Annotated in this window: 25 protein-coding genes and 2 pseudogenes; 9 read left to right on the top strand and 18 right to left on the bottom strand. The window is 59.2% G+C overall.

The features are described 5' to 3' along the window. Positions 1–10: 10 nt before the first annotated feature. The gene (locus ACYZTK_RS21745) at positions 11–544 is read right to left on the bottom strand and encodes a gluconokinase (protein ID WP_462011713.1); all 534 of its coding nucleotides are present in this window, start codon (positions 542–544) and stop codon (positions 11–13) included. A 215-nt stretch (positions 545–759) separates the two neighbouring features. Between ACYZTK_RS21745 and gntR the strand changes: the two genes are divergently transcribed. Continuing rightward, entirely contained in the window at positions 760–1791 is a 1032-nt protein-coding gene (gene gntR, locus ACYZTK_RS21740) for an HTH-type transcriptional regulator GntR (RefSeq protein WP_462011712.1), read from the top strand. 137 nt (positions 1792–1928) lie between these two features. Then, positions 1929–2561: a glutathione S-transferase family protein gene (locus ACYZTK_RS21735; protein ID WP_462011711.1), complete on the top strand. Its 633-nt coding sequence runs from the start codon at positions 1929–1931 to the stop codon at positions 2559–2561. Between the two features lie 669 nt (positions 2562–3230). On the opposite strand, the pseudogene ACYZTK_RS21730 reads toward ACYZTK_RS21735, so the two are convergent. From ACYZTK_RS21730 to ACYZTK_RS21720, 3 genes and pseudogenes are all read right to left on the bottom strand, one after another. Then, positions 3231–3659, bottom strand: a pseudogene (locus tag ACYZTK_RS21730) (methyl-accepting chemotaxis protein); the annotation flags it as partial. A gap of 162 nt (positions 3660–3821) precedes the next feature. Continuing rightward, a pseudogene (locus tag ACYZTK_RS21725) lies at positions 3822–4445 on the bottom strand (PAS domain-containing protein); the annotation flags it as partial. Positions 4446–4882: 437 nt separating this feature from the next. Continuing rightward, positions 4883–5656, bottom strand: coding sequence for a peptidase inhibitor family I36 protein (locus ACYZTK_RS21720; RefSeq protein WP_462011710.1), 774 nt, complete (start codon positions 5654–5656; stop codon positions 4883–4885). 286 nt (positions 5657–5942) lie between these two features. Between ACYZTK_RS21720 and ACYZTK_RS21715 the strand changes: the two genes are divergently transcribed. Next, the gene (locus ACYZTK_RS21715; RefSeq protein ID WP_462011709.1) at positions 5943–6368 is read left to right on the top strand and encodes a GNAT family N-acetyltransferase; all 426 of its coding nucleotides are present in this window, start codon (positions 5943–5945) and stop codon (positions 6366–6368) included. A gap of 144 nt (positions 6369–6512) precedes the next feature. Here ACYZTK_RS21715 and def read toward each other — a convergent pair whose 3' ends face one another. The 3 genes from def to ACYZTK_RS21700 all read right to left on the bottom strand — a co-directional run bounded on the left by def (position 6513) and on the right by ACYZTK_RS21700 (position 8381). Continuing rightward, positions 6513–7052 carry a peptide deformylase gene (gene def, locus ACYZTK_RS21710; RefSeq protein ID WP_462011708.1) on the bottom strand — a complete coding sequence of 180 codons (540 nt, stop codon included), beginning with the start codon at positions 7050–7052 and terminating at the stop codon, positions 6513–6515. Continuing rightward, on the bottom strand, positions 7049–8005 hold the full coding sequence (locus tag ACYZTK_RS21705; RefSeq protein ID WP_462011707.1) for a YihY/virulence factor BrkB family protein: 957 nt from the start codon (positions 8003–8005) through the stop codon (positions 7049–7051). The genes def and ACYZTK_RS21705 overlap by 4 nt, the downstream gene beginning before the upstream one ends. 184 nt (positions 8006–8189) lie before the next feature. Beyond that, complete coding sequence (locus tag ACYZTK_RS21700) at positions 8190–8381, bottom strand: CsbD family protein (RefSeq protein WP_462011706.1); 192 nt, start codon at positions 8379–8381, stop codon at positions 8190–8192. A gap of 201 nt (positions 8382–8582) precedes the next feature. Here ACYZTK_RS21700 and ACYZTK_RS21695 point away from each other — a divergent pair, with 201 nt between their 5' ends. After that, on the top strand, positions 8583–8960 hold the full coding sequence (locus tag ACYZTK_RS21695) for a hypothetical protein (RefSeq protein ID WP_462011705.1): 378 nt from the start codon (positions 8583–8585) through the stop codon (positions 8958–8960). Positions 8961–9127: 167 nt separating this feature from the next. Here ACYZTK_RS21695 and fadD1 read toward each other — a convergent pair whose 3' ends face one another. Both fadD1 and fadD2 read right to left on the bottom strand, forming a co-directional pair. Continuing rightward, on the bottom strand, positions 9128–10828 hold the full coding sequence (fadD1, locus tag ACYZTK_RS21690; protein WP_462011704.1) for a long-chain-fatty-acid--CoA ligase FadD1: 1701 nt from the start codon (positions 10826–10828) through the stop codon (positions 9128–9130). A 337-nt stretch (positions 10829–11165) separates the two neighbouring features. After that, positions 11166–12854: a long-chain-fatty-acid--CoA ligase FadD2 gene (fadD2, locus tag ACYZTK_RS21685; RefSeq protein ID WP_462011703.1), complete on the bottom strand. Its 1689-nt coding sequence runs from the start codon at positions 12852–12854 to the stop codon at positions 11166–11168. Positions 12855–13083: 229 nt separating this feature from the next. On the opposite strand from fadD2, the gene ACYZTK_RS21680 reads away from it, so the two are divergent. Beyond that, positions 13084–14028, top strand: coding sequence for a lysophospholipase (locus ACYZTK_RS21680; RefSeq protein WP_462011702.1), 945 nt, complete (start codon positions 13084–13086; stop codon positions 14026–14028). 39 nt (positions 14029–14067) lie between these two features. Next, positions 14068–14538, top strand: a complete 471-nt coding sequence (locus ACYZTK_RS21675; protein WP_008151121.1) for a MaoC family dehydratase — start codon at positions 14068–14070, stop codon at positions 14536–14538. Between the two features lie 144 nt (positions 14539–14682). Here ACYZTK_RS21675 and ACYZTK_RS21670 read toward each other — a convergent pair whose 3' ends face one another. Next, a complete protein-coding gene (locus ACYZTK_RS21670; protein WP_462011701.1) occupies positions 14683–15150 on the bottom strand; it encodes a ferritin-like domain-containing protein in 468 nt (155 codons plus the stop codon). A gap of 204 nt (positions 15151–15354) precedes the next feature. Here ACYZTK_RS21670 and ACYZTK_RS21665 point away from each other — a divergent pair, with 204 nt between their 5' ends. Further along, positions 15355–15591 (top strand): DUF3820 family protein, encoded by a 237-nt coding sequence (locus ACYZTK_RS21665; protein WP_314531734.1) that lies wholly within the window; start codon positions 15355–15357, stop codon positions 15589–15591. Between the two features lie 14 nt (positions 15592–15605). After that, positions 15606–16787 (top strand): aminotransferase class V-fold PLP-dependent enzyme, encoded by a 1182-nt coding sequence (locus ACYZTK_RS21660; protein ID WP_462011700.1) that lies wholly within the window; start codon positions 15606–15608, stop codon positions 16785–16787. A 216-nt stretch (positions 16788–17003) separates the two neighbouring features. Here the strand turns inward: ACYZTK_RS21660 and ACYZTK_RS21655 are convergent, their stop codons facing one another. Genes ACYZTK_RS21655 through zwf form a run of 3 tightly spaced genes read right to left on the bottom strand, consistent with a single transcriptional unit; the run spans position 17004 to position 19856 of the window. After that, positions 17004–17669, bottom strand: a complete 666-nt coding sequence (locus ACYZTK_RS21655) for a bifunctional 4-hydroxy-2-oxoglutarate aldolase/2-dehydro-3-deoxy-phosphogluconate aldolase (protein ID WP_462011699.1) — start codon at positions 17667–17669, stop codon at positions 17004–17006. A 17-nt stretch (positions 17670–17686) separates the two neighbouring features. After that, positions 17687–18400, bottom strand: a complete 714-nt coding sequence (gene pgl, locus ACYZTK_RS21650; RefSeq protein WP_462011698.1) for a 6-phosphogluconolactonase — start codon at positions 18398–18400, stop codon at positions 17687–17689. Then, complete coding sequence (gene zwf / locus ACYZTK_RS21645) at positions 18387–19856, bottom strand: glucose-6-phosphate dehydrogenase (RefSeq protein WP_462011697.1); 1470 nt, start codon at positions 19854–19856, stop codon at positions 18387–18389. Before zwf ends, pgl begins: the two co-directional genes overlap by 14 nt. Before the next feature lie 224 nt (positions 19857–20080). On the opposite strand from zwf, the gene ACYZTK_RS21640 reads away from it, so the two are divergent. Beyond that, positions 20081–20941 (top strand): MurR/RpiR family transcriptional regulator, encoded by an 861-nt coding sequence (locus tag ACYZTK_RS21640; RefSeq protein ID WP_175649041.1) that lies wholly within the window; start codon positions 20081–20083, stop codon positions 20939–20941. Between the two features lie 156 nt (positions 20942–21097). Here ACYZTK_RS21640 and ACYZTK_RS21635 read toward each other — a convergent pair whose 3' ends face one another. The 5 genes from ACYZTK_RS21635 to ACYZTK_RS21615 all read right to left on the bottom strand — a co-directional run bounded on the left by ACYZTK_RS21635 (position 21098) and on the right by ACYZTK_RS21615 (position 26502). Further along, positions 21098–21946 carry a D-hexose-6-phosphate mutarotase gene (locus ACYZTK_RS21635; protein WP_462011696.1) on the bottom strand — a complete coding sequence of 283 codons (849 nt, stop codon included), beginning with the start codon at positions 21944–21946 and terminating at the stop codon, positions 21098–21100. A gap of 114 nt (positions 21947–22060) precedes the next feature. Then, entirely contained in the window at positions 22061–23407 is a 1347-nt protein-coding gene (locus ACYZTK_RS21630; protein WP_462011695.1) for a carbohydrate porin, read from the bottom strand. A 184-nt stretch (positions 23408–23591) separates the two neighbouring features. Continuing rightward, on the bottom strand, positions 23592–24752 hold the full coding sequence (locus tag ACYZTK_RS21625; protein ID WP_462011694.1) for an ABC transporter ATP-binding protein: 1161 nt from the start codon (positions 24750–24752) through the stop codon (positions 23592–23594). Between the two features lie 3 nt (positions 24753–24755). Beyond that, positions 24756–25601, bottom strand: a complete 846-nt coding sequence (locus ACYZTK_RS21620) for a carbohydrate ABC transporter permease (RefSeq protein ID WP_462011693.1) — start codon at positions 25599–25601, stop codon at positions 24756–24758. Continuing rightward, entirely contained in the window at positions 25594–26502 is a 909-nt protein-coding gene (locus ACYZTK_RS21615; protein WP_462011692.1) for a carbohydrate ABC transporter permease, read from the bottom strand. The genes ACYZTK_RS21620 and ACYZTK_RS21615 overlap by 8 nt, the downstream gene beginning before the upstream one ends. Positions 26503–26538: the final 36 nt, after the last annotated feature.

Below are 26538 nucleotides of genomic sequence, written 5' to 3'. Positions count from 1 at the left end.
GGAACAAAACTCATACCGGGAGTTTCAGGCCATGTTCGAGCCACCAGTGGTGGGCTTGAACGGCCAGTTCATCAACGCTGTGGTTGGAAGCGTCCAGCGCCAGAGTCAGAGGCTCACCCTTGGGCGACTCGAGTGTGGCGAACTGGCTGTCGATCAGGGTCGAGGGCATGAAATGGCCCGGCCGGTGAGACACACGCTCGGCCGCCACTTCGGGGGTCAGTTCGAGGAACACGAAGCCCAGGCCCGGCAAGGCGCTGCGTAATACTTCGCGATAACTGTGCTTGAGTGCCGAGCAGGTCAGCACCGGGCGCTGGCCCTGGGCGTCGACCCGGCGCAGTTCGTCGCACAGGCTGTCGAGCCAGCCGGCGCGGTCTTGATCGTTCAGGGGAATGCCGGCGCTCATCTTTTCGATGTTTGCGGCAGGATGAAAAGTGTCGCCTTCGATGGCAGTCGCGCCGCTGAGCAGGCACAAGGCTTCGCTGACGCAAGTTTTGCCGCAACCGGCAACGCCCATGATGACCAGGGCGGTGATGGGATGATTCATGTAACACCTCAGCACGCAGACAGCGCTACCTTTGCCAGCTTTGACACTGGATCAAAAGCAGAAGTTGCCGACGCCTTCTTGTCATTTTTGTGGGTTGCAACGTTGTCGTACCCAACGCCGAAAAGCGAGGTTCAGGCAAAACTCGCTTACGCATTTGCAGCTGCTTCGGGACAGCGCTACCTTAGTGCCTCGAATTTTGTTTGGCAAGCCGTCCGATGATCTCCCCCAAAAACGATAAAAATACACGCACCACTGGCCGCCCTACCCTGAATGAAGTTGCCCGACTGGCCGGTGTCAGCCCGATCACCGCCTCCCGCGCCCTGCGAGGAGTCAGCACGGTGGCCAGCGAACTGGTGGAAAAGGTCCAGAAAGCCGCGCTGGAACTCAACTACGTGGTCAACCCTGCCGCCCGCGCCCTCGCCTCAGCCCAGGGCCATTCCGTGGTGGTGCTGGTGCCGTCGCTGTCCAACCTGCTATTCATCGACACCCTGGAAGCCATTCATCAGGTTTTGCGACCCAAGGGATTCGAAGTACTGATCGGCAACTTCCACTACTCTCGCGACGAAGAAGAAAACCTGCTGCGCAACTACATGGCCTATCAGCCGCGCGGCTTGTTGCTGACCGGTTTCGACCGCACTGAAAGCTCGCGAAGGATGATCGAGGCGAGCAACATTCCATGCGTGTACATGATGGAGCTGGACAGTGCTGCCGGAGTCAACTGCGTCGGTTTTTCGCAACTGGCGGCGGGTGAAACGGCGGCGCAGCATCTGCTCTCCCGGGGGCGCAAGCGCCTGGCGTACATCGGCGCGCAACTGGACCAGCGCACCCTGCTGCGCGGCGAAGGTTTTCGCAAGGCGCTGCAGCAGGCCGGCCTGTACGACCCGGACCTGGAAATCCTGACACCGCGCGCGTCCTCAGTCGGGCTCGGCGGCGAGTTGTTTATGCAGTTGCTGGCCAGCCACCCGGACGTCGATGCGATTTTCTTCGGCAACGACGACCTGGCTCAGGGCGCGCTGCTGGAAGCCATGCGGTTCGGCATCAAGATCCCGGAGCAGGTGGCGATCCTCGGGTTCAACGACCTGCCGGCCTCGGCGCATATGGTGCCGCGCCTGAGCAGCATCAGTACGCCGCGAGAGGCGATCGGCCGACGTTCGGCGGAGATGATGCTGACCTTGCTGGCCGGTAATAGCGTGGCCAAGCCGGTACTGGATATGGGGTTTGAGTTGAAGGTGCGGGAGAGTACGTAGATTTCGGCGGACTTCAACTAATCTTGATTGTGTATCTGAGGTTTGCCAGCCTCTGCGTTACCGGACCCGGCCTGATCGCCAGTCGGCCGCCACCCTGTCAGAATCCTGAAGCGTCCGATCGCTAAAGGAGTAGCTCAATGGAACATGCACTGAAGATTCTCGGTAAAGCGTCCTCGATCAACGTCAGAAAAGTCCTGTGGACTTGCGACGAGCTGGGCGTTGCCTACGAGCGCGAGGACTGGGGCAGCGGTTTTGCGTCGACCCACAGTCCGGAGTTCATCAAGCTCAATCCCAATGCCCAGGTGCCGGTGATCATCGACGAGGCCGGGGTGTTGTGGGAGTCCAATACCATTTGCCGTTATCTCGCCGCCAAACATCACCACCATGAACTGTTGCCCACCGAGCCGGCGGCCCGCGCGCGCGTCGAGCAATGGATGGACTGGCAGGCCACCGAACTCAATCGGTCCTGGAGTTATGCGTTCAGCGGATTGGTGCGCCGGGACCCTGAGTTCCTCGACCCACACCTGATCGCCCATGGCGTGCGCGGCTGGAACCAGAAGATGGCGATACTGGAGCAACAGCTCAAGGCGACCGGGGCCTATGTCGTCGGGGCGCACTTCACAGTGGCGGATATTGTGATGGGTCTGTCGATCAACCGCTGGCTGATGACACCCATGGACCGCCCGGATTTACCTGCCGTTGACGAGTATTTTCAGCGGCTGGCGCAACGTCCGGGGTTTCTTAAACATGGCTGCAATGGTTTGCCCTGACGTTAGGTCAGTGGCTGCCGAGCTTGTTGAAACCGGGGCCTATTTGTACCTGCCCCATGGGAGGGCGGGGATCGCTGAGCATCGCGGGCGGCGCGATGATTCGACTTGCTCGCGAATGCGCAGGGTCAGTCGACATTGATGGTGACCGGTACGCCGCCATCGCGAGCAAGCTTTGCTCCCACAGGGATGCTTCCATTCGAGGGTGTTCCATTCGCGCAGATACTGCGCCGAACTACCCGTCAGGTCGGCTTTAAGGCCGCCTCGGCGTGGCTCTCGATCGCGGACGCCCCATTAACCACGACGGCCGAACGCAGGTATTGTGTAGCGGGTAAACCGGCAGGGATGCCGGTTTAGCTGCGTTGGGCCATGGATGGCCCGTCGCAGCGGCCCGCGGAGCAATGCCGGAGTGAGGGCACACCGAGCCTAGGCGAGGTGCCGAGTGGTGGGGCAAAAAGCGCTTGGTTACTTGGCGCTGTTCCAAGTGACCCGCCGTAAGGGCGGAACCATTAGAAACCGTGGCCGCAACAACGGATATGTACACAGCAAGATCAAAAGATCGCAGCCTCGTTTCACTCGACAGCTCCTACCCAGCTCCAATCAGTTTCACGCAGGTTCACGCAGGTTCACGCAGCACCGCGGTAATCAGGGGTGCCCGCCGAACTGCGCGGCTCAGTTCAACTGCAACGTCGAATTGAACTGGCTGATCGCATCCACCACATGCCGTGACCCTTGCTGAATCTCCAGGATCACCTCCCCCGCCTCGTTCGCCAACTCCACGCCAAGCCCGGTTCTGCTCAGGCTCGATTGCATGCTCGTCACTGCGCTCAGCGACAGGTCATGGTTCTTGCGCACCACCTCGACAATCTCCAGCGTCGCCTGACTGGTTCGCGCCGCCAGACTGCGGACTTCGTCGGCCACCACCGCAAAGCCGCGGCCGTGCTCACCCGCCCTGGCTGCTTCGATGGCGGCGTTGAGGGCCAGCAGGTTGGTCTGGTCGGCGATGCCACGGATGGTCTGGACGATGCTGCCGATGATCTCGGACTGCTTGCTAACCGCATCGATGCTCAGCGCCGCCTCGTTGAGGTCACGGGAAATGTCCTGGATGATCTGCACCGTCTGCTGCACCACCTGTGAGCCTTTCTGCGCGCAGGCATCGTTCTGCACCGAGGTGCTATGGGCCGATTCGGCAGCGCTCTGCAGAGTCGTCACCTGATGGGTGATGTCGCTGGCGAACTTGACCACTTTGTACAGACGCCCCTTGGCGTCGAACAGCGGGTTGTAGGACGCCTCCAGAAATACCGTATGACCGTACTTGTCCTTGCGCTCGAAACGGCGCGAGTGATACTCGCCACGATTGAGCGAAGCCCAGAATGCCTTGTACGGCTGCGAATCGCTTTCACTGCGATGGCAAAACAGACTGTGGTGCTGGCCGATCACTTCAGCCTGCGAGTAGTGCATGGTTTTCAGAAAGTTTTCGTTGGCGGCGATGACAGTTCCGTCCGGTTTGAACTCGATAACGGCCATCGAACGCCCGATAGCAGCGAGCAGGCTATCGTTTTCATGTTCCTTGTTGATCCGCGCAGTGATGTCCGCTGCGACCTTCATTACGCTACGCACCTGGCGATCATCGCCATACACCGGCATGTAGCTGGCTTCGAGCCAGACTTCCCGGCCGCTTTTATCCAGCCGCAGGAAAGTGCCGCTAATCGGCTCGCCCCGCGCCAGGTCGCGCCATAATTTTGCGTACTCCTCGCTGCGGTAAAACGATTCCTCACAAAAGATCCGGTGGTGTTTGCCGCGCACATCCTCGGCGCGGTAACCCATCGCGCTGCAGAAATTCTCATTGGCATCAATGACGATGCCATCGGGGGTGAACTCGATCATGGCCATCGAGCGGCTGACGGCGGCCAACTTGGCGTTGGCTTCGCTCAACGCACAACTGAAGCGCTCGATTTCCTGCAGGTCAGCCTTGTGATGTCGGTTAAACATGGTTGTATCACCCTAAGCGCGGTTTTTTGATTGAAGAAGTCGGTCTTCGTATCCACCACAATGTTCCATGCCACAGGTGCACGACCCCCTCTAATGGAGGGTTCGCTCAGGTGATAAATGATGTTCAATCGGAGGGTCCATGATGCGACGCTCTTATCAAGACATCCTTCGCTTGATAGCCCGGAATCGAGCCAGCCCTGACAGTTTCATGAGTAACTCCCTATACCGTACGGCTCCTTTTCATTAGGAATCAGCATAGCCAGCCGGGAATTACACGCAAGGCCACTAGTCGGCCAGTATTCAGCACAAAATGGCCATCTCATCACGGGACGTTATTGGGCAAACATTACAAACATCGGGGAGAACGCGACGCTGACCATCCGGTCGTTGAACTCCGCCAGCCTGTCCTGACCATAAACTTCGGTCCACACGCCAGAGGCGCTGGCTTTCTCGGGAATGCTGAAAGGACAGCAACCGCGGCCCAACTTCACTTCTTTGAGGTTGCTCATTGTCATGTTGCCGATGGCGCTGGGCCCATCGATGCCGAAGACTTTCACGGTGCTGTTTTTATTGTTGTGCTGCCAGGACGAGACCTGCCTATTGAGGTTGTAATCGATCAGGTTGACCGGACGGTTGTCGGGTTTGCTCAGTAACGATAACTTTCTGCCAGTGAACCCAGGGTTTTCCCACACGCAGAAATAACCGTAATCGCAGATGCCATCGGACCGCTGATGTTCACCAGGAACGGGAAATGTCACGACGACAGCACCATTGTCGTACACCACCTGAATGGGACCGACCTGCCTGCCTCCGGGCTTCCTGATGAGCTGTTCGTCGATCTGCAGCTGAACCTGCGCAGTTTGTGAGGATGTCATGAAAGGATTGAAGACAGCGTAGCGAGTGGTTCCAGGCGTCACCTGCATCGCATAAAAGTAGAGGGCGAAAACCGCGACGCACAGGGCCGCAATGACGATGAACAATCTGATGATCATGCTGAAGCTCCGCTCCTTGAGACGCTGGCAACCACCAGCTTTGTTCAGGAGCAGAATCAGATGCTTACGGAACACCTGTCTACTGTCATAATTGACAGTTTCGACCGTCGGCATGCGTCTTAAAGCCTGCCGTCGTCCGTGATGCGTGCAGCAGGAGCCCGAGGGCCGGGCTCCCTTGTCGCGGGATCAATGACCGAACACATCCACCTTCTTGGCCTTCTTGTCTGCGCGCTTTTCATCGGCGGTTTTTGCCGGCTTTTTCTTTGCTGCCTTCTTTGAATCCATGCCTTTGGCCATGATACGTACTCCACTCATACGGGATGTGAGATCAGGTATACACCTATCGCCGCGCGCGCGTTCTTTTATAATCGCAGGCCTTGCGCACCCACAGACCGAAGCCATGCCAGACACCCAGTACTCCCTGCTCGCCGAGCCATTATGGCCGTTGATGAACAAGTTTTATCGCAGCCACCAATCGTCGATGAAAGCCGTGCGTGACGCCCAGCTATGGGTTGCCCGCCGTGAGGAGATTGTCGGTGCGTTGTGTTTGCGCCCGGTGGCGGACGGGCATTGGTTGACGGGGCTGTTCGTTGATCCGGGCTGCCGGGCACAGGGGGTTGCAGGCGCGTTGATTGCCGAGGCGATCAAGGGGCTGGAGGGGCCGGTGTGGTTGTTCTGTCATCCGGATTTGCGCGGGTTTTACGAGGGCCGCGGGTTTACGTTTGACCCGCCACTGCCCTATGCGATGGCAGAGCGGTTGAGTCGTTACGCGCGCAGCAAGCCGATGATTGCGATGGGGACTTGTAGGAGTGACCTGTGGGAGTGAGCCTGCTCGCGATGGCAACTTGTAGGAATGAGCCTGCTCGCAATGGCAACTTGTAGGAGTGAGCCTGCTCGCGATGGCGGTCTGTCAGCTACCAACAGTATCGGCTGATCTGACGCCATCGCGAGCAGGCTCACTCCTACAGGGTTAATCGTCAGCGTTCGGATCAAGGTCCGGGAACATCACTTCGGTAAAGCCGAACTTGCTGAAATCAGTGATGCGCGACGGGTACAGGCGCCCGATCAGGTGGTCGCATTCGTGCTGCACCACCCGCGCATGGAAGTCCGAAGCAAAGCGCACAATCGGTTGGCCCTTCGGGTCGAAACCTTCGTAGCGGATGTCGCGAAAGCGGTTCACCGCACCGCGCAGGCCCGGCACTGACAGGCAACCTTCGAACCCCTCCTCCAGCGTCGGCCCCAGCGGCGTGATCAGCGGATTGATCAGGATCGTCTGCGGCACTGCCTCGGCATCCGGATAACGCTCGCTGTGCTCGAAACCGAAGATCACCAATTGCAGGTCAACGCCGATTTGCGGAGCGGCCAGGCCGACCCCGCCCACGCTTTCCATGGTCTGGAACATGTCGTCGATCAGTTGCCACAGCTCTGGCGTGTCGAACATTTCGACAGGCACCGGCGGGGCGATGCGCAGCAGTCGCTCATCGCCCATTTTCAGGATTTCACGGATCATTTGATGACTTCGTCAGTGGATGGCTTGATCGAGTGGTCCCGACCCAGTCCGGAAACATGTTGTTTAGGCGCATCGGCGAGCTCGCCGGGGACTTTTTCACCGGGGTCCTTGCCTTCGCTGGACATGTGCTCGATCACTGCATTCATCTCCGCGCCCAGCAGCAGCACCGCCGCAGAAATATAGAAATACAGGAGCAACACGATGATCGCGCCGATACTGCCATACATGGCGTTGTAGTTGGCGAACTCCTTGACGTACAGGCCAAAACCCACCGAAGCAAGAATCCACACCACTACCGCCAGCACTGAACCCGGGGTGATGAAACGGAACTCCTGTTTGACGTCAGGCATGACGTAGTAGATCAGCGCCACCGCCACCATCAGCAAAATCACCACCACGGGCCAGCGGGCGATGGTCCACAGGGTCACAATGAAGTCTTCCATGCCGACCTGCGCGGCGATCCAGCCCATCACCTGGGGCCCAAGCACCATCAGCGCGGCAGCGATCAGCATCATGCCAGCGATGCCGACGGTGTAGAAAATCGACAGCGGCAAGCGCTTCCACGCCGGACGGCCTTCAACCACGTCGTAGGCGGCGTTCATCGCACTCATCAACAGACGTACGCCGGCGGAGGCCGTCCACAGTGCGATCACGATACCTACCGAGAGCAGACCGCCCTTGGATTGTTGCAGCTGGTCGATCACCGGGTTCACCTGCTCCACGGCCTGGGGCGGTAACACCAGTTCCGATTGCAGGCGCAGCCAGGAGAAGAAGTCCGGCAGGTGCAGGAAACCGATGAGGGCGATCAGGAACAAAATGAAGGGGAACAGCGAAAACAGCATCTGGTAGGCCAGCGCCGACGCGTAGGTCGACATCTCGTCATCGATGAATTCGGTGACCGTGCGCACCATCACGCGGTGGATGGGCAGACCTTTCATGTCCGGGAAAATCATTAGCGTCTCCTTTCGCCGCAATATCGGGTTCAAGTCGTGGCGACTCAGGGGGCGTTGCTTTCGTCAAAGCCTGCATCAAAATAGCCTGTCTGGCGACTTTGAAACAGTTTCTGTGTTCAAGTTCCTGCTGAAACAAAAACGGCCATCCGCAGATGGCCGTCCCTGTTAACCGTCACAGGCCAAATCAGGCCTTGTCGACGCCTTTCTTTACCGCGTCTTTGGCCTTGCCTACTGCTTGCTGAGCTTCGCCTTTCTTTTCCTGCACTACGCCTTCAGCGCGCATTTTGTCGTTGTCGGTAGCCTTGCCTACGCCTTGCTTGACGTTGCCGACTGCTTCGTTAGCCATACCTTTTACTTTATCGCCAGTGCTGCTCATGGTGTTTCTCCTGTGAACAATTGAACGAACAAAAGTGCTTACAGGAAGATTGACCGGAGGCGTTTGCCGGGAGTTTCATTTTTTTTCAGCAGAACATTTCATCGAACAAGGCAGGTTGGGCTTTATGTTTGCCCACCAACCCACGAGAATGTGCAACGTATTCAGGCCCTGGCGCTGAAGATCCAATCCCGTAGGAATGTTATGAAACTCGATAAACCGCAGGCCATTGCCCGCAGAAACCTGGAACTCGGCGGTGCAGTGCTTGGCGTCAACAACTGCCATTTCACCGAATTGAACCGCAACCGCAACATCTGGTGGTTCGATATCCCGGTCGCACGCCTGGCCGTTGGTCAGTACGAATGGATTCATCTGCTGATGCACACCCCGGATACCGACGAACTGCTGCACCTGAAGGTACCAACGGTATTCCTGCGCGAGAAGCTCGAAGGGCTGGTGGTGCGCAACGAAGGCAAGCGCAAGGCGGCCTTGAGCCTGGAGCTGAGTGCGGACAAGGATTCGTACCTGCAGGACATGCGCCCGGCGGGCACCAACGTCAATTTCGCGCAGTTCCGGTTGTAAGAATCAAGAGCTTCGCGAGCAAGCCCGCTCCCACAGTTTGACCGAGTTCTGACAGTAAGAATGCGGTCAAAACTGTGGGAGCGGGCTTGCTCGCGAAGGCGGCCTGACAGGCGAAGGTATTTTCCTGACAGACTAAAAAAACCCGCATCGACGGGTTTTTTTATGGCTTACGCCGTAGCTTTCTTCGCGTTGATCTTCTTCAACTCTTCATCACGCAACTCACGCCGCAAAATTTTGCCAACGTTGGTCGTCGGCAGCGCATCGCGGAACTCCACGGAGCGTGGCACCTTGTACCCGGTGACATTCGCACGCATGTGCTCCATCACCTGTTCCTTGGTCAGGGTCACGCCCGGCTTGGCGACGATGAAGATCTTGATCGCTTCACCCGACTTCTCGTCCGGCACACCGATCGCTGCGCACTGCAACACACCCGGCAGGGTCGCCAGCACGTCTTCCAGCTCGTTGGGATACACGTTGAAACCGGACACCAGGATCATGTCTTTCTTGCGATCGACGATGCGCATGTAGCCATCCGGCTGGATCAGCGCGATGTCACCGGTCTTCAGCCAACCTTCGCTGTCGAGCATTTCATCGGTGGCATCCTGGCGCTGCCAGTAACCCTTCATCACCTGCGGCCCTTTCACGCACAGCTCGCCGATGGCGCCCAGCGGCTGCTCCACGCCGGCATCGTCGATGATCTTGCACAGGGTCGACGGCACCGGAATGCCGATGGTGCCAAGTTGGATATGCTGGATCGGGTTCACCGTGGCCACCGGGCTGGTTTCGGTCATGCCGTAACCTTCGCAGATGGAGCAACCGGTCACCGCCTTCCAGCGTTCGGCGGCCGCCAGTTGCAGGGCCATACCACCCGACAAGGTGACTTTCAGGGCGGAGAAGTCGAGCTTGCGGAAACCCTCGTTGTTGCACAGGGCGACAAACAGGGTGTTGAGGCCGACAAAACCGCTGAACTTCCACTTCGACAGTTCCTTGACCATCGCCGGCAGGTCGCGCGGGTTGCTGATCAGGATGTTGTGGTTGCCAATCAGCATCATCGCCATGCAATGAAAGGTGAAGGCATAGATGTGGTACAGCGGCAGCGGCGTGATCAGGATCTCGCAACCTTCATTCAGGTTGGAACCCATCAGCGCCTTGCACTGCAGCATGTTCGCCACCAGGTTGCGGTGGGTCAGCATTGCGCCCTTGGCCACGCCGGTGGTGCCGCCGGTGTATTGCAGCACGGCCACATCGCTGCTGGCCGGGTTGGCTTCGGTGACTGGCTGGCCATGACCCTTGCTCAGCACGTCGTTGAACTTGATCGCCTTGGGCAAGTGATAAGCCGGGACCATTTTCTTCACGTACTTGATGACGCTGTTGATCAGCAGGCGCTTGAGCGGCGGCAGCAGGTCGGCAACTTCAGTGACGATGACGTGCTTGACCCCGGTTTTCGGCACGACGGCCTGGGCCAGGTGCGCCATGTTGGCCAGGCAGACCAGGGCCTTGGCCCCGGAGTCATTAAATTGGTGTTCCATTTCCCGCGCGGTGTACAGCGGGTTGGTGTTGACCACAATCAGCCCGGCGCGAATCGCACCGAACACGGCCACCGGATACTGCAACACGTTCGGCAATTGCACGGCGATTCGATCACCCGGCTGCAAGTCGGTATGCTGTTGCAGATAAGCGGCGAAGGCGCCGGACAGTTCATACAATTCACCGTAGGTGATTGTCTTGCCCAGGTTGCTGAATGCCGGCTTGTCGGCGAAGCGTTGGCAGGACTGCTTCAGTACCGCCTGAATATTCGGGTACTCGTCCGGATTGATGTCGGCAGCAATCCCGGCAGGGTACTTATCCTTCCAAAAGTCTTCGATCATGGAAGCCCACTCCTCAGCAACGCGAATTCAGCACCGCATTTGATGCGATTATTATTGGTGTTTGATCAGGGGCAAATCCGGCGTTTTATAGAGGCCGGGAAGTCCCAAAGCGCGCCGAGAGTAGCAGCTTTGCCAAGGGTCGACTAGAGCCAAAAGCGGGCTCTACAGTCATGCTGGTGACTCTTGAATATCTTATAGTCAGTTTTAGAGCAAAAATTCTATATGACTGATCAGAGCAAAAGATCGCAGCCTTCGGCAGCTCCTACAGGGAAACGCATTCCCATGTAGGAGCTGCCGAAGGCTGCGATCTTTTGGGGCCATATCGTCCTACAAATATCTAGGCGATATCCCGCAACTCCCGCCGCAGGATCTTGCCCACCGGGGTCATCGGCAACGAATCTCGTAACACAATATGCTTGGGTACTTTGTAAGCAGTGAAGTTTTCCTTGCAGTAGGCCTTCAGCTCTTCCAGGCTGACCCCGGCCTCGCGCGCCACCACAAACAACTTCACCGCCTCCCCCGAACGCTCGTCCGGCACGCCGATCACCGCGCAGTTGGCGACTTTCGGGTGGGCCATGACCACGTCTTCGATCTCGTTCGGATACACATTGAAACCCGAAACAATGATCATGTCCTTCTTGCGATCGACAATGCGCACAAAACCGTCGGGATCGATCACTGCGATATCGCCGGACTTGAACCAGCCCTCGGCATCCAGCACCTCCGCCGTCGCCTCGGGTTTCTGCCAGTAGCCCTTCATGATCTGCGGGCCTTTGATGCACAGCTCACCGCGCTCGCCCAGGGCCTGCTCGACGCCCTCGTCGTTAATGATCTTCAGCGTGGTGCCCGGCACTGGCAGGCCTACCGTGCCGATGCGCGACTGTTCACCGTAGGGGTTGGTGCAGGCCACCGGCGAAGTTTCGGTCAGGCCGTAGCCTTCCGTGATGCGGCAACCGGTGAGTTTTTCCCAGCGCTCGGCAGTGGCCTTGACCAGCGCGGTGCCGCCCGAGTTGGTCAGCTTGAGGCTGGAGAAATCCAAAGTCTTGAAATCAGGGTGATCCATCAACGCGTTAAACAAGGTGTTGAGCCCCAGCAGCGCGGAGAAGCGCCAGTTCTTCAGCTCCTTGATGAAAGCTTTGATGTCCCGCGGATTGGTGATCAGCACGTTGTGGTTGCCGGTCACCATCATGCACATGCAATTCGCCGTGAATGCATAGATGTGGTACAGCGGCAGCGGCGCGATCATCACCTCCTGCCCTTCGCGCAGCAACGGCTGGCCGTCGGTACCAAACTGCCCGAGGCAGGCACGGGCCTGTTGCATGTTCGCCACCAGGTTGCCGTGGGTGAGCATCGCGCCCTTGGCCAGGCCGGTGGTGCCGCCGGTGTATTGCAGTACGGCGATGTCGCCAAGGCTGGCGTTCAACGGCTTGATGCCCTGCCCCTTGCCCATACGCAACGCGCTCTTGAAGGAAATGGCCTGGGGCAACGAATAGGCCGGGACCATCTTCTTCACTTTGTCGACGACGGTATTGATCAGCCAACCCTTGGCGGCCGGCATCAGGTCGCCCATCTTCGCTTCGATCAGGTACTGGATGTCGGTGTCGGCCAGCACTTCCTGGACTTTCTGCCCGAACATGTTCAGGTAGACCAGCGCTCGCGCGCCGGAATCCTTGAATTGATGACGCATTTCCCGCGCGGTGTACAACGGGTTGGTGTTGACCACGATCAGCCCGGCACGCAAGGCGCCGAATACGGCGATCGGGTAATGCAGGACGTTGGGCATCTGCACTGCGATGCGATCGCCGGGCACCAGGTCGGTGTGGGCTTGCAGGTAGCCGGCGAACGCCGCGCTGTAGCGTTCCAGTTCGGCATAGGTCAGGGTCACGCCCATGTTGCTGAATGCCGGGCGATCGGCGAATTTCTTGCAGGAACGCTCGAACACCTCGATCACCGACTTGTAAGCACCGAGGTCGATATCCAGGGGCACGCCGGCCGGGCGTTTGTCATTCCAGAAATCAGGTTGCATTGTTCTTGTCCTCTTTACCTGAGCCTATCCGGGCCGCTCTTCTGTCAGTTCTGTCACACCGAAGATAAAAAGCGGAGCTTCACGGACACTAGCAGTTATGGCCAATCAGGCAAATACGGCGAATGCCGTCATTGATCGCGTGAATCTTCCTGCCGTGGTGTAGGGCAGTTCGCGCGGCTGCCCATGGAATGCGCTATACAATGCATCGACCCAGCGCAAAGGAATCGCCATGATCCACGACACTTTCTGGCTGACCGCGAGTGACCGCAGTCGCCTGTTCGTCAATCAGTGGCTGCCCGCCACGCCCCTGAAAGCCATTGTGCTGCTGGCTCACGGCATGGCCGAGCACAGCGCCCGCTACGAACGCCTGGCGCAAGCGCTCTGCGACCAGGGCTACGGCGTATATGCTCCAGACCTGCGTGGGCATGGCAAAACCGCCGATGACGGCACCCTCGGGCATTTCGCCGACGATGATGGCTGGTGCAAGGTAGTTGGCGATTTGGCCAGCCTCAATCAGCACATTGGTCAACAGCACCCCGCAGTGCCCATCCTGCTGATCGGTCACAGCATGGGCAGCTACATTGCCCAGGCCTACCTGCTGCATCACAGCGCCAGCCTGCACGGCGCCGTGCTCAGCGGCTCGAACTTCCAGCCCGTGGCGCTCTATCGCGCCGCTCGCCAGATCGCTCGCGCCGAACGCCTGCGCCAGGGGCCAAAGGGCCGCAGCGCGCTAATTGAATGGTTGTCGTTCGGCTCGTTCAACAAGCCCTTCAAACCGGCGCGAACGCGCTTCGACTGGCTGAGCCGCGACCCGGCAGAAGTCGACAAGTACGCCAGCGACCCGCTCTGCGGCTTTCGCTGCACCAATCAACTATGGGTCGATTTGCTTGGCGGCTTGCAGCAAATCAGTAAAGCGTCCAATCTCGCGCAGATTGATCCGGGCCTGCCGGTGCTGGTGATCGGCGGCGAATGTGATCCGGTGAGTGAAGGCAAGCGTCTCAACGACCTGGCCAACGCCTTACGCCGGGCTGGCAGCCAGAATCTGCACTTGATTGTTTATCCCCAGGCGCGGCACGAACTGTTTAACGAGATCAACCGCGAGGAAGTGGTCGACGACCTGTTGAACTGGATCGAGCAAGCGCTGAAGCATCGCCGACCCACCCGGTCGGAATAGTTTTTTGTGATTTATTATTCGTGACAGGAATTGAAATAGATGACCCAGGTTACCAACACGCCTTATGAAGCCCTTGAAGTCGGCCAGACCGCCAGCTACAGCAAGACGGTCGAAGAGCGCGACATTCAGTTGTTCGCCGCGATGTCCGGCGATCACAACCCGGTGCACCTGGACGCTGAGTTCGCTGCCGGCACCATGTTCAAGGAGCGGATTGCCCACGGCATGTTCAGCGGCGCCCTGATCAGCGCAGCGGTGGCCTGTGAGTTGCCTGGGCCGGGCACTATCTATATCGGCCAGCAGATGAGCTTTCAGAAGCCGGTGAAGATTGGCGATACCCTGACCGTGCGCCTGGAAATCCTCGAAAAGCTGCCGAAGTTTCGTGTGCGTATTGCTACCCGTGTGTTTAACCAGCGTGATGAGCTGGTAGTCGATGGCGAAGCGGAGATTCTGGCGCCGCGCAAGCAGCAGACGGTGACCTTGCCTACCCTGCCTGCAATCAGCATCGGCTAAGATCAAAAGATCGCAGCCTTCGGCAGCTCCTACAGGAACGCAATCTCCTGTAGGAGCTGCCGCAGGCTCGGGCCGCGTTCGGACGATCTTTTGACGTAAAAAAACGCCGGATCAACCGGCGTTTTTTATGCAACCTGCTAACGCTTACGAGCGAGCGCGAGCCTGGTTACGCAGGGCTTTCACCTGGTCGTGGTTACGTTGCACGCCGTGGAACTGACGCTCAACCAGGTCACGAATCCCGACGAGGTTGTGCTTGTTGATTTTTTCCAGAGCGTCTTTGTAAGCCTTCATTGCATGGTCTTCACCACGTTCAGCTTCGTTCAGCACGGCCTCTTCATCCTTGCCGGTGAACATGGCTTTCACGTCGACCCAACGGCGGTGCAGATCACCGCTGACGCTGGTGGAAGTTTCCGGATCGCCACCCATCGAACGTACGGCGGTCTGCAGTTCTGCAGCAGCGGCGGCACAGTCGGCGGAACGGGTAACGAACAGAGCCTTCAGTTCTGGGTGCTTGATGTCTTCAGCGCAAGTCTTGAACCCTTCCTGACCGTCTTTGCAGGTTTCGATCAGGTCGTTGAGTACGGAGATGGCTTCTTTATTCATGTCGGTCATTTTTCAATTCCTTGCGGGTTGATGAAAGATGCAATAGCTATTGCACCCTGCATGCCAGCTTTTGAATGCAGACTTTTTTGTTATATATCAACAACTTAATTTTTAACGAAAGATCTGCAACCGCTTTTTTTGCATGATCTGTCATTTGGCCTGCATGCAGAATGCCTGTATTTTCAAATGTGACTGAATCAAGACGATTAATTGATGAACCCGCAAAAGCTCGAACTGCTGATTACCCGCGAAATGCCCTTCGGTAAATACAAGGGCCGCATCATTGCCGACCTTCCCGGCCAATACCTCAACTGGTTCGCTCGTGAGGGTTTTCCCCACGGCGAACTGGGTGGCTTGCTGGCCCTGATGCAGGAGATCGACCACAACGGCCTGTCGGAGCTGCTCGAACCGTTGCGCGCCAAACACGGCAAACCTGCCCCGCGTCATTGAAGACCGAGTAACCCATGCCCGATAACACCCGCCGCGCCCGTGATGAACTGTTTTGGCAAACGTTTGCCGATCGCTACTCGAGGGAACCCGGCCCGATCAATTTTGAGAACGGTTACTTCGGGCGGATGTCGCGCACGGTGGTCGAGGAGTACCAGCGCAATATCGAGCTGATCAACCGCAGCAACTCGGTGTATGTGCGCCAGCGCTTTGAACAGGTCGAGAGCCTGGAGATTCGCGCGCAGTTGGCCGAATTGCTCGGCGTGCGGGCGCAAACCGTGGCCCTCACCCGCAACGCCTCCGATGCCCTGCAATCACTGATCCGCAATTACAACCGCCTGCAGCCCGGTGACCAGGTGTTGATCTGCGACCTGGAGTACGACACCGTCAAAGGCGCCATGCGCTGGCTGGCGCGTCATCGCGGGGTGGAGGTGATCGAGATCGATCATCAGCACCCTGCTACCTTCGACTCGCTGCTCGCCAACTACCGTGAAGCCTTTGCGCGTTATCCACGGTTGAAGCTGATGGCACTGACCCACGTCACTCATCGCACCGGGCTGGTGATGCCGGTACAGGCGATTGCGGCTGCGGCCAGGGAATACGGGATCGACGTGATCCTCGATGGCGCCCATGCGCTTGGCCAGCTGGAATTCAATCTCGAGGAGCTGGGAATTGCTTTCGCGGGATACAACCTGCACAAATGGATTGGTGCGCCACTGACGCTGGGCTGCCTGTACATTGCCCCCGAGCGCCTGGCCGATATCGACCCGGACATGGGCGAGATGCATTTCCCGCTCAACGATATCCGCGGGCGCACGCCTTACAGTACGCCGAATATCCCGGCACTGCTGACGCTACCGCTGGTGTTCGAGGAACACCAGGCCATGGGCGGGGCCGCCGCCAAGGGCGCGCGGCTCAACTATTTGCGCAACGAATGGGTCAGGGCTGCGCGAAAATTGCCGGGCGTCGAAGTCATGACCCCGGATGACCCGCGGCTGTATTGCGGGATCACTTCCATGCGCTTTACCCGGCATGCGGATCAGCAGGTGATGGTCGACAGGCTGTTGAATGAGTACAACCTGTTTACCGTGGTCCGCAGTGGCGCGGCGAGCGGGCCGTGTATCCGCATCACCCCAGGGCTGACGACGACGGCGGCGGATATCGCGGTGCTGATCAAGGCGCTGGATCAGCTTCGCTGATTCAACACCGCTCCCCCTGTAGGAGCGAGCCTGCTCGCGATGGCGGTGGGTCAGTTGATACCAATATTGAATGTGCCGGCCTCATCGCGAGCAGGCTCACTCCTACAGGGTTACGGCGTACACGGTGAGGTTTTTTGCAGGCAAAAAAAAACGGTGCACCGACCAAGTGCACCGTTAAAGCCGTAGAACACACAACGAAGTGTCTGGTAAAGCCAATCAGTCCAGCAGCGCCAACGCCTCGGCGGTGCATTCCTGGATGCGGGCCCAGTCGCCGTTCTTGATCCACTCCGGATCAAGCATCCAGCTACCGCCCACGCACATCACGTTTTTCAACGCCATGTAGCTCTTGATGTTGGCCGGGCTGACGCCGCCAGTCGGGCAGAATTTAACTTCGCCGAATGGGCCGCCCAGGGCCTTGATGGCTGCGACGCCACCGCTGACTTCCGCCGGGAACAGCTTGAAGCGGCGATAGCCCAGGCCGTAGCCTTCCATGATGCCGGACGCATTGCTGATCCCCGGCAACAGCGGAATCGGGCTGTCGACGCTGGCTTCCAGCAGGTCACGGGTAATGCCCGGGGTGACGATGAATTGCGAACCCGCCGCTTCGGCAGCGGCCAGCATGCTGCGATCGAGCACGGTACCGGCGCCGGTCATCAGTTCCGGACGCTGCTCGCGCAGGATCTGGATGGCCTTGAGGCCGAACTGCGAACGCAAGGTCACTTCCAGGGCAGTCAGGCCACCCGCGGCAAGGGCATCGGCCAGCGGCAGGACGTCCTGCTCGCGAGCGATGGTAATGACCGGCAGAATCCGCGCCTTGGCGCAAAGGCTGTCGATCAGGGCAACTTTGTCCGCCATGGAAACGGTCGGGGAAGTGTCTTTCATAGCGGCTGATCCTTGGCTCATGGGCACCAGTAAATCTCTAACGTAGGTTGCAGAAACGCGCGAATCGGCATGGCGGCGACATCGTCACCGGCCAATGCGGCATTCAGGGTGGTCAGCTTGGACTGACCGGAAATCGACAGAACGGTGGTCTTGGCCGAAGCCAGCAGCGCACGACTCATGGTCAGGCGCTGATGCGGTACAGTCGGCGCCAGCATCGGGTAGCAGCGACGAGTGCCGTCGACTTTCAAGGCATCGGCGAGGTTCGGGCTGTTGGGAAACAACGAGGCGGTGTGCCCGTCATCGCCCATGCCGAGGATCAGCACGTCGATCGGCGGCAGCTCGGCGAGCAAGCGGTCGGCCTGCTCGGCGGCCAGTTCCAGGTTCGCCGAGGCGCTGTACAGGCTCAAAAACTGCGCCTTGGCCGCCGCCCCCTGCAGCAGGTAACGCTTGAGCAGCCCGGCATTGCTGTCGGCATGCTCGACCGGCACCCAACGCTCATCGGCCAGGGTGATGACTACCTTGGACCAGTCGAGCTTCTGCTTGGCCAGGTTCTGGAAAAACGCTACCGGGCTGCGACCGCCGGACACCACCAGGGTCGCGGTGCCGCGCGCATCGATGGTATCGCTCAGTTGCTTGGCCACATTCAGGGCCAAGGCATCCGCCAACAGCACCGGGCTCTTATACTCATGGGCGCTGACGCCCTGAGGCAGTTTCAATTCAGATATCGCCATACCACGACCTCCCGTCCCGCGTGATCAGTGCAATGGAACTCATGGGGCCCCAGGACCCGGCCGCGTACGGCTTGGGCGCATCACCGGATTTTTTCCACCCGGCGATCAACTGGTCACACCACTTCCACGCGGCTTCGATTTCATCTTTACGGACAAACAGGTTCTGATTGCCGCGCATCACTTCCAGCAACAACCGTTCGTAGGCATCGGGGATCCGTGCGCTGCGATACGTGTCGGAAAAATTCAGCTGCAACGGACCGCTGCGCAGCTGCATGCCCTTGTCCAGGCCTTGTTCTTTGGTCATCACGCGCAAGGAAATGCCTTCGTCCGGTTGCAGGCGGATAATCAGCTTGTTGCTGATCTGCAGGCGCTGCTCCGGGGCGAAGATGTAGTGTGACGGTTCCTTGAAATGGATGACGATCTGCGACAGCTTCTGCGGCATGCGCTTGCCGGTGCGCAGGTAGAACGGCACGCCAGCCCAGCGCCAGTTGCGGATATCGGCCCGCAAGGCAACAAAGGTTTCGGTGTCGCTCTGGGTGTTCGAGTTCGGTTCTTCCAGGTAGCCCGGCACCGGCTTGCCTTCGCTGTAGCCGGCGATGTACTGGCCTCTCACTACCTGGGTGGTCAGGCCTTCCGGGCTGATCGGCGCCAGGGCCTTGAGCACCTTGACCTTCTCGTCGCGGATGCTGTCGGCGGACAGGTCGGCGGGCGGGTCCATGGCGATCAGGCAAAGCAGTTGCAGCAGGTGATTCTGGATCATGTCCCGCAGCTGGCCGGCCTTGTCGAAGTAACCCCAGCGGCCTTCGATACCGACCTTCTCGGCCACGGTGATTTCCACATGGGAGATGTAGTTCTGGTTCCACTGGGTTTCGAACAGGCTGTTGGCGAACCGCAAGGCGATCAGGTTCTGCACGGTCTCCTTGCCCAGGTAGTGGTCGATTCGGTAGGTGCGGTTCTCCGGGAAGAACTCGGCCACCGCATCGTTGACCTTGCGCGAGGATTCCAGGTCCGAGCCGATCGGTTTTTCCAGCACCACCCGGGTGTTCTCGGCCAGGCCGACTTTCGCCAGGTTTTCGCAGATGGCGCCGTAGACCGCGGCCGGGGTGGCGAAATAGGCGATCACGCGCTGGGCGCTACCGGCCTGTTCCGCCAGGGCGACGTAATCGTCAGCCTTGAGGAAGTCGACGTGCAGGTAACTCAGGCGGGCGAGGAAACGCTCGACCACGGCTTCGTCCAGCTCCTGGTCACCGACGTAGCGGCGCAGCTCAGTGGCGATGAGGGCCAGGTGCTCCTGTTCGCTTCCCGGCTCACGGGCCAGCGCGATGATGCGCGTGTCCTCGTGCAGCAGGCCGGCGCCGTCGAGCTGATAAAGAGCAGGAAACAGCTTGCGCAGGGCCAGGTCGCCAAGGGCGCCGAACAAGGCGAAGGTGCACGGTTCAACCGTAATCGAAGGCATGATATTGGTTCTTTTATCAAGTTAAGCTACAAATACCTTTTTTCAAGGCATCGCTCAAGAGAAAATGTAGTAATAACCACAACATTTTCGCAAAATGTACATTGCGAGTGGTGGTCAGTCAGAGCCATCAGTAGGATAGGCCACCGTTACGGGCCTCTCCAAAGGCTCAATTCGCATAGCCGAGCGGCTTTTTACAGGTGAATCAAGGAACATATATGGACCGCGTGCGAAATTTACTGGAACAGATCCAGAATCGCCTTGAAGACCTGAACAAGGCCGAACGCAAAGTCGCCGAGGTGATCCTGCTCAACCCGCAGCAGGCCACCCGCTTCAGCATCGCCGCCCTCGCCCAGGCCTCGAAGGTCAGCGAGCCGACGGTCAACCGTTTCTGCCGTTCGTTCGGCGTCAGCGGCTACCCGGAACTCAAACTGCAACTGGCCCAGAGCCTGGCCAGCGGCGCGGCGTATGTCAGCCGTGCGGTTGAGGCAGACGACAATCCAGAAGCCTATACCAAGAAGATTTTCGGCAGCGCCATTGCCTCCCTGGACAGTGCCCTGCAGGCCCTGGACCCGAACCTGATCAGTCGCGCCGTTGACCTGCTGATCCAGGCCCGGCAGATCCACTTCTTCGGCCTTGGTGCTTCGGCCCCGGTGGCACTGGATGCGCAGCACAAGTTCTTCCGCTTCAACCTGGCGGTCACTGCCCATGCGGATGTGCTGATGCAGCGCATGATTGCCTCGGTGGCGCATACCGGCGAATTGTTCGTGATCATTTCCTACACCGGACGCACTCGCGAGCTGGTGGAAGTGGCGCGCATCGCCCGGGAAAACGGCGCTTCGGTGCTGGGCCTGACCGCAGAAGGCTCACCGCTGGCCAAGGCCAGCACCCTGAGCCTGAACATTCCGTTACCCGAGGACACCGACATCTACATGCCGATGACCTCGCGGATCATTCAGCTGACGGTGCTGGATGTGCTGGCGACCGGCATGACGTTGCGCCGCGGGGTGGATTTCCAGCCGCATTTGCGCAAGATAAAGGAGAGCTTGAATGCGAGCCGGTATCCGGTGGGGGATGAGTTTAACTAGTCCAACATCTGGGCTGCCTAGGCGGGCCTCTTCGCGAGCAAGCCCGCTCCCACGGGGGATTTAATTTTGAGCACAAATATTGCGACCCATGGAGATCCCCTGTGGGAGCGGGCTTGCTCGCGAAGGGGCCAGCCGCAACCCCGCAGATCTAAGGCACTACCCCCCAACCCGCGCCTGCAAACTCAAATGCGCCCGCTCCCCCGGCGCCAATCCCCGCCCCCCACCACTCGCCGCCTCAACACAGACAAACTCGGAAATCTCGTTCCAGCTCACCCCCAGCAACGGCCGCGAGCCCGGATGCCAGACCACCGTGTCCGCATCGTCCCCGGTATCGATGCACAACTGCCGCTGCCACGCATGATCCTTGAGCTGCAATTCGCCCTCATGCTGGAACACTCGCTGGCAGCCACCTTCAACCCGCAACTCGCCTTCCTGCTGACAAACCTGACGATTCAACTGGTCGTATCCCTGCACACCATCGAGCCCAGACAGCGCTACCTCACCGACATCGCCAATACGCCAGTAGGCGTGCAGAGCCTGGCTCAATTGGCAAGGCAGGCTGTCCTGATGCTCGGTGCTCAGGCGCAGCTCCATGCGTTCACCCAGGTGCGCATGCAGGTCCACTTGCCAGTCGCACAGCTGCAGATGCCAGTGCAGGCGCACGCCATCGTCGGCGGCGCTGCTGTCCAGCAATTTCCAGTCGAGCAACCGCGCCCAGCCATGGGACGGCCAGGCATTTTCGCTGGGATGACGGCCGTGCCACGGCCAGCACACCGGCACTCCGCCACGAATCGCGCCCACGTGCGGCCACTTCGCCGCGCACCACAGCCAGGGCTTCTGGCCTTTGGGCTGGAAGTGCAGCAACTGCGCGCCCTGGCGACTGAACACCGCCTGGCACAGCGGGTGATCGATCACCAGCACATCGCGCGTCTGATAGCGCTCCCACGCAAACACCGGACGTTCGCGCAAGGATTTGAAGAAGCGTTGTAGCGGATGCTCATGCATGTGCCGCGGTTCCAGGAATCATCTATTGCCAGGGATGTGCCAGCCCCAAAAAAAAGCGGACAGCCTTGGCCGTCCGCAAAATGCGCACATGGAGAGGAGCTTATCGCAACAGGGTTAGAACACCGACTGAATTTTCAGGCCGGCCACCAACGCGTTATCGACTTCATCAACACCGCCCGGGTGGGTGATGTATTGCAGGTTGGGACGCACGGTCAGCCAGTTGGTCACGTGGAAGCCGTAGTTGATCTCGTAGTTGTATTCGGTGTTGCGCAGTGGCGCGAACAGCGGATCTTCGTACTGGGTGATGCCACCGGCGGCGTTGACCAGCTCGGCGTTTTTCTTCACGTCATCATTGACATGGATACGGGCGGCGCCGATACCCACATCGTCTTTTGGACGTGCATCAAACGGGCCCTTGTACACAAACATCAGCGACTGGTAGTTGTCGACGACGTTGGTGTCCTTGTCGTGGAAGGTGGCGTTGGCGGAAACGGTCAGGCCACGGCTCTTGTCACCGTTGTGGTCGGTCAGCTGTTGCTGCGCGACGAACCAGTAGCCGGACTTGCTGCTGTGGCTGCGGTAGGCGTTGCCGGTGGTGGCCGCATCATCACCGTTTTCGTCTTCACGAACGTCATCGGCCTTGGCCGTGCTCTTGTAGTAACCGACACGGTATTCGCCCGGCAGGTTGTTCGGGTTAGGCAACCAGACCAGCTCGACCGGCAACACGGTGCCCTTGGTGCCACTGCCGCTAAGCTTGAAACCATTACCGTGTTCCAGCTGCGACGGGTTCTGGTTGTACGCGCCGATCTGCGCATAGAACTCAGGCGAGATGTTGTACTTCACCCGGACCGCAGCCTGGCTGACCGGCCAGTTGTACCAGATGTTGGTGGCCCAGTTACCCACCTGGGAACCGCAGAACGCCAGGTTCTGGAATTCGCACGGGAAGGTGTTGAAGTCTTCGCCTTCGCCGAAGTAACCGGCCTTGACGTCCAATTTGCCGTCGAGGAACTGATGCTTGATCCACAGTTGGGTCAGACGCACCATGTGGCCACGGCCGTAGACTTCCTGGGACGAACTCAAGGTGCCGGCACGCGGGTCGCCGACTCGGTCATTAGAGATGTTTTCGCCGTTACGGTTGGTCAGCTGGATCTTCGCCTGGGTGTTATCCCAGCCCCACAACTTCTGCAGGTCCAGCGCCACGCCCAGACCGAACTGATCGGAGTAACGTGCGGTCTTGTCGTTGTTGTAGCCGCCGTGGAGGTTGCCGCCCACTTCGCCCACGTAGTCCATCTTGATGTCGATACCCTGCTCGATCAGCTTGGTCCGCTCGCCACCCCAATCACCGGTCATCCACTGGGAGTCGGCGCTGAACGCGTCAGCCGCGTGCGCGGTAGCGGCCATCATCATGACTGCGACGGCTGACAACTGGCAGATCAGCTGAGCGTTGGTGTTCTTCTTCATCCCTACTTCCTCGTTTTATTGTTATTAACTGTTTTTATCTAACGCGGGTACATCCGGTGCGATTCCCCATGTGGGACATTTCCCTTGTAGGAGTGAGCCTGCTCGCGATAGCGGTGTGTCAGGCACCATCGATGTGGCTGACTCACCGCCATCGCGAGCAGGCTCACTCCTACAGGTCTAACCCTCAGCGGCCTTTGAATTGGGCTACGTTGGCAGCGTGTGTTTCGGCTTTTGCCAAGCCCGCGACACCCAGACGCTCCCCGGTCTTGGCATCAAACAACAGCACCTTCGACGGATCGAACTGCAGGGTCAGGGTCTCGCCGACATTCGGCGCGACATCCGGGGCCAGGCGGCAGCAGACCTTGGTGTCGTTGAGATTGACGAACACCAGGGTGTCGGGACCCGTCGGTTCGGTGACCTGCACTTCGGCGCGAATGGTCGGCAGGCCGTTGGGCTCGTTGCCGGCCAGGACGATCTGTTCCGGACGCAGGCCGAGGATCACTTCGCGATCTTCCAGACCGGCGTCCTGCATGCCCAGCGGCAGCTCGCAGCGAGCCTGACCGCTGTCGAGCAGCGCCAGCAGGCGACCGTCCTTGCGTTGCAGGCGCAGGGGAATGAAGTTCATCGGCGGCGAACCGATGAAGCTCGCCACGAAAAGGTTGGCCGGGTTGTTGTAGATATCTTTCGGCGTGCCGAATTGCTGGATGATGCCGTCCTTCATCACCGCCACTTTGTCGCCCAGGGTCATCGCTTCGATCTGGTCGTGGGTCACGTAGACCGTGGTGGTTTTCAGGCGCTGGTGCATCAGTTTCATTTCGGTGCGCATCTCGACCCGCAGCTTGGCGTCGAGGTTGGACAGCGGTTCGTCGAACAGATAGATCTTTGGCCGCCGCGCCAGGGCCCGGCCCATCGCCACCCGCTGTTGCTGGCCACCGGAAAGCTGACCCGGCTTGCGGCTCAGCAGATGTTCGATCTGCAACAGCTTGGCAACGCGAGCGACTTCTTCGTCTATCTCTGCGGTGGGCATTTTGCGAATTTTCAGGCCGAAGGCGATGTTGTCGCGCACGCTCATGGTCGGGTACAGCGCGTAGGACTGGAACACCATGGCGATGTCGCGATCCTTGGGGCTCATGCCGCTAATATCGGCGTCGTCCACCAGGATCGCTCCGCCGCTGATGTTTTCCAGGCCGGCGATGCAGTTCATCAGCGTGGACTTACCGCAACCCGACGGACCGACCAGGATCAGGAACTCGCCGTCATTGATCTTCAGTTCGATGTTTTTCAGGGTGTCCGGCAAGCCGGCACCGTAGGTCTTGTTGACGTTGCGTAATTCGAGAGTTGCCATGTTCTACCCCTTGACCGCGCCGGACGTCAGCCCACGCAGGAAATACTTGCCAGCGAATATGTAGACCAGCAGTGTCGGCAGCCCGGCGATCATCGCGGCGGCCATATCAACGTTGTATTCCTTGGCCCCGGTGCTGGTGTTGACCAGGTTGTTCAGGGCCACGGTGATGGGCTGCGCATCGCCGCTGGCGAACACCACACCGAACAGGAAGTCGTTCCAGATCTGGGTGAACTGCCAGATCAGGCAGACCATCACGATCGGGATCGACATCGGCAGCAGAATCTTCCAGAAGATCGTGAAGAAGCCCGCGCCATCCAGGCGTGCGGCCTTGACCAGCGCATCCGGAATGCTCACGTAGTAGTTGCGGAAGAACAGCGTGGTGAACGCCAGGCCGTAGACCACGTGCACCAGCACCAGACCCGTAGTGGTGTTCGCCAGGCCGAGCTTGCCGAGGGTGAACGAGGCTGGCAGCAGCACGGTCTGGAACGGCAGGAAGCAGCCGAACAGCAGCAGGCCGAAGAACAGTTGCGAACCACGGAAGCGCCACATCGACAGCACGTAGCCGTTCATGGCACCGATGAAAGTGGAGATCAGCACCGCAGGTACGGTGATTTTCACCGAGTTCCAGAAGTAGCTGCCGACACTGTCCCAGGCCTTGAGCCAGCCGATGCCGTCAATCACGGTTGGCCAGCTCAGCAGGTTGCCGGTGCGGATATCTTCCGGGGTTTTGAAACTGGTCAGCAGCATCACCACCAGCGGGATCAGGTAGATCGCAGCGGCCAGCAGCAGCGTGGCGTAGATGGCCACGCGGCTGAAGCTCAAGGCCGGTTTGCCAAGTTGATTACTCATGGCGCTTGCCTCGCAATTCGGAATACAGGTACGGCACCAGGATGGTCAGCACGGCACCGAGCATCAGCATGGCGCTCGCCGAACCAATACCCATCTGGCCACGGCTGAACGTGAAGGAATACATGAACATCGCCGGCAGATCGGACGAGTAGCCAGGGCCGCCTGCGGTCATCGCCGCCACCAGGTCGAAGCTCTTGATCGCGATGTGCGCGAGGATCATGAAGGCGCTGAAAAACACCGGGCGCAGGCTCGGCAGGACGATCTTCAGGTAGATGGTTGGCAGGCTCGCGCCGTCGACCTGAGCGGCACGGATGATCGATTGATCGACTCCGCGCAGGCCGGCCAGGAACATCGCCATGACAAACCCCGAGGCTTGCCACACGGCGGCAATCACCAGGCAGTACACCACGCGATCCTGATCCACCAGCCAGTCCAGGCGAAAGCCTTCCCAGCCCCAGTCACGCAGCATCTTATCCAGGCCCAGGCCCGGATTGAGCAGCCACTTCCAGGCGGTACCGGTGACGATCATCGACAGCGCCATCGGGTACAGGTAGACCGTGCGGATAAAGCCTTCCTTGCGAATGCGCTGGTCCAGCAGCACCGCGAGGAACACCCCCAGCACCAGGCTGATGCCGATGAACATGCCGCCGAACAGCGCCAGATTCTTGCTCGCGACCCACCAGCGATCGTTGTCCAGCAGACGGGTGTATTGCTGCAGGCCGACCCATTTGTAGCTCGGCATGAAGCTGGAACTGGTGAAGGACAGTACGAATGTCCAGATGATGTAACCGTAGAAACCAACCAACACGATGAGCATGCTCGGCGCGAGTACCAACTTGGGTAACCAGCGTTGCAGCGCATCGAACGGTGAGGCTTTGCTGAAAACCGCCACAGAGCTCATCGGGATAATCCAGGTTTAGAGATAAGGATCGGAGTG

The organism is Pseudomonas sp. LB3P31 (assembly GCF_054897945.1).
Note: the sequence above shows the minus strand (reverse complement) of the source record. Positions and strands in the feature narration are given on the sequence as shown.

Excerpts from the sequence above, each read along its gene's own strand:
- ACYZTK_RS21675 (WP_008151121.1), top strand. The coding sequence starts at position 14,068 with ATGACCCAGGTTACCAACACGCCTTATGAAGCCCTTGAAGTCGGCCAG.
- ACYZTK_RS21680 (WP_462011702.1), top strand. The coding sequence starts at position 13,084 with ATGATCCACGACACTTTCTGGCTGACCGCGAGTGACCGCAGTCGCCTG.
- ACYZTK_RS21660 (WP_462011700.1), top strand. The coding sequence starts at position 15,606 with ATGCCCGATAACACCCGCCGCGCCCGTGATGAACTGTTTTGGCAAACG.
- def (WP_462011708.1), bottom strand. The coding sequence starts at position 7,052 with ATGATCCGTGAAATCCTGAAAATGGGCGATGAGCGACTGCTGCGCATC.
- ACYZTK_RS21695 (WP_462011705.1), top strand. The coding sequence starts at position 8,583 with ATGAAACTCGATAAACCGCAGGCCATTGCCCGCAGAAACCTGGAACTC.
- ACYZTK_RS21625 (WP_462011694.1), bottom strand. The coding sequence starts at position 24,752 with ATGGCAACTCTCGAATTACGCAACGTCAACAAGACCTACGGTGCCGGC.
- zwf (WP_462011697.1), bottom strand. The coding sequence starts at position 19,856 with ATGCCTTCGATTACGGTTGAACCGTGCACCTTCGCCTTGTTCGGCGCC.
- ACYZTK_RS21655 (WP_462011699.1), bottom strand. The coding sequence starts at position 17,669 with ATGAAAGACACTTCCCCGACCGTTTCCATGGCGGACAAAGTTGCCCTG.
- ACYZTK_RS21705 (WP_462011707.1), bottom strand. The coding sequence starts at position 8,005 with ATGATTTTCCCGGACATGAAAGGTCTGCCCATCCACCGCGTGATGGTG.
- fadD2 (WP_462011703.1), bottom strand. The coding sequence starts at position 12,854 with ATGCAACCTGATTTCTGGAATGACAAACGCCCGGCCGGCGTGCCCCTG.
- fadD1 (WP_462011704.1), bottom strand. The coding sequence starts at position 10,828 with ATGATCGAAGACTTTTGGAAGGATAAGTACCCTGCCGGGATTGCTGCC.
- ACYZTK_RS21630 (WP_462011695.1), bottom strand. The coding sequence starts at position 23,407 with ATGAAGAAGAACACCAACGCTCAGCTGATCTGCCAGTTGTCAGCCGTC.
- ACYZTK_RS21615 (WP_462011692.1), bottom strand. The coding sequence starts at position 26,502 with ATGAGCTCTGTGGCGGTTTTCAGCAAAGCCTCACCGTTCGATGCGCTG.
- ACYZTK_RS21720 (WP_462011710.1), bottom strand. The coding sequence starts at position 5,656 with ATGCCGACGGTCGAAACTGTCAATTATGACAGTAGACAGGTGTTCCGT.
- ACYZTK_RS21635 (WP_462011696.1), bottom strand. The coding sequence starts at position 21,946 with ATGCATGAGCATCCGCTACAACGCTTCTTCAAATCCTTGCGCGAACGT.
- ACYZTK_RS21745 (WP_462011713.1), bottom strand. The coding sequence starts at position 544 with ATGAATCATCCCATCACCGCCCTGGTCATCATGGGCGTTGCCGGTTGC.
- ACYZTK_RS21670 (WP_462011701.1), bottom strand. The coding sequence starts at position 15,150 with ATGACCGACATGAATAAAGAAGCCATCTCCGTACTCAACGACCTGATC.
- ACYZTK_RS21700 (WP_462011706.1), bottom strand. The coding sequence starts at position 8,381 with ATGAGCAGCACTGGCGATAAAGTAAAAGGTATGGCTAACGAAGCAGTC.
- ACYZTK_RS21715 (WP_462011709.1), top strand. The coding sequence starts at position 5,943 with ATGCCAGACACCCAGTACTCCCTGCTCGCCGAGCCATTATGGCCGTTG.
- ACYZTK_RS21735 (WP_462011711.1), top strand. The coding sequence starts at position 1,929 with ATGGAACATGCACTGAAGATTCTCGGTAAAGCGTCCTCGATCAACGTC.
- gntR (WP_462011712.1), top strand. The coding sequence starts at position 760 with ATGATCTCCCCCAAAAACGATAAAAATACACGCACCACTGGCCGCCCT.
- ACYZTK_RS21665 (WP_314531734.1), top strand. The coding sequence starts at position 15,355 with ATGAACCCGCAAAAGCTCGAACTGCTGATTACCCGCGAAATGCCCTTC.
- ACYZTK_RS21620 (WP_462011693.1), bottom strand. The coding sequence starts at position 25,601 with ATGAGTAATCAACTTGGCAAACCGGCCTTGAGCTTCAGCCGCGTGGCC.
- pgl (WP_462011698.1), bottom strand. The coding sequence starts at position 18,400 with ATGGCGATATCTGAATTGAAACTGCCTCAGGGCGTCAGCGCCCATGAG.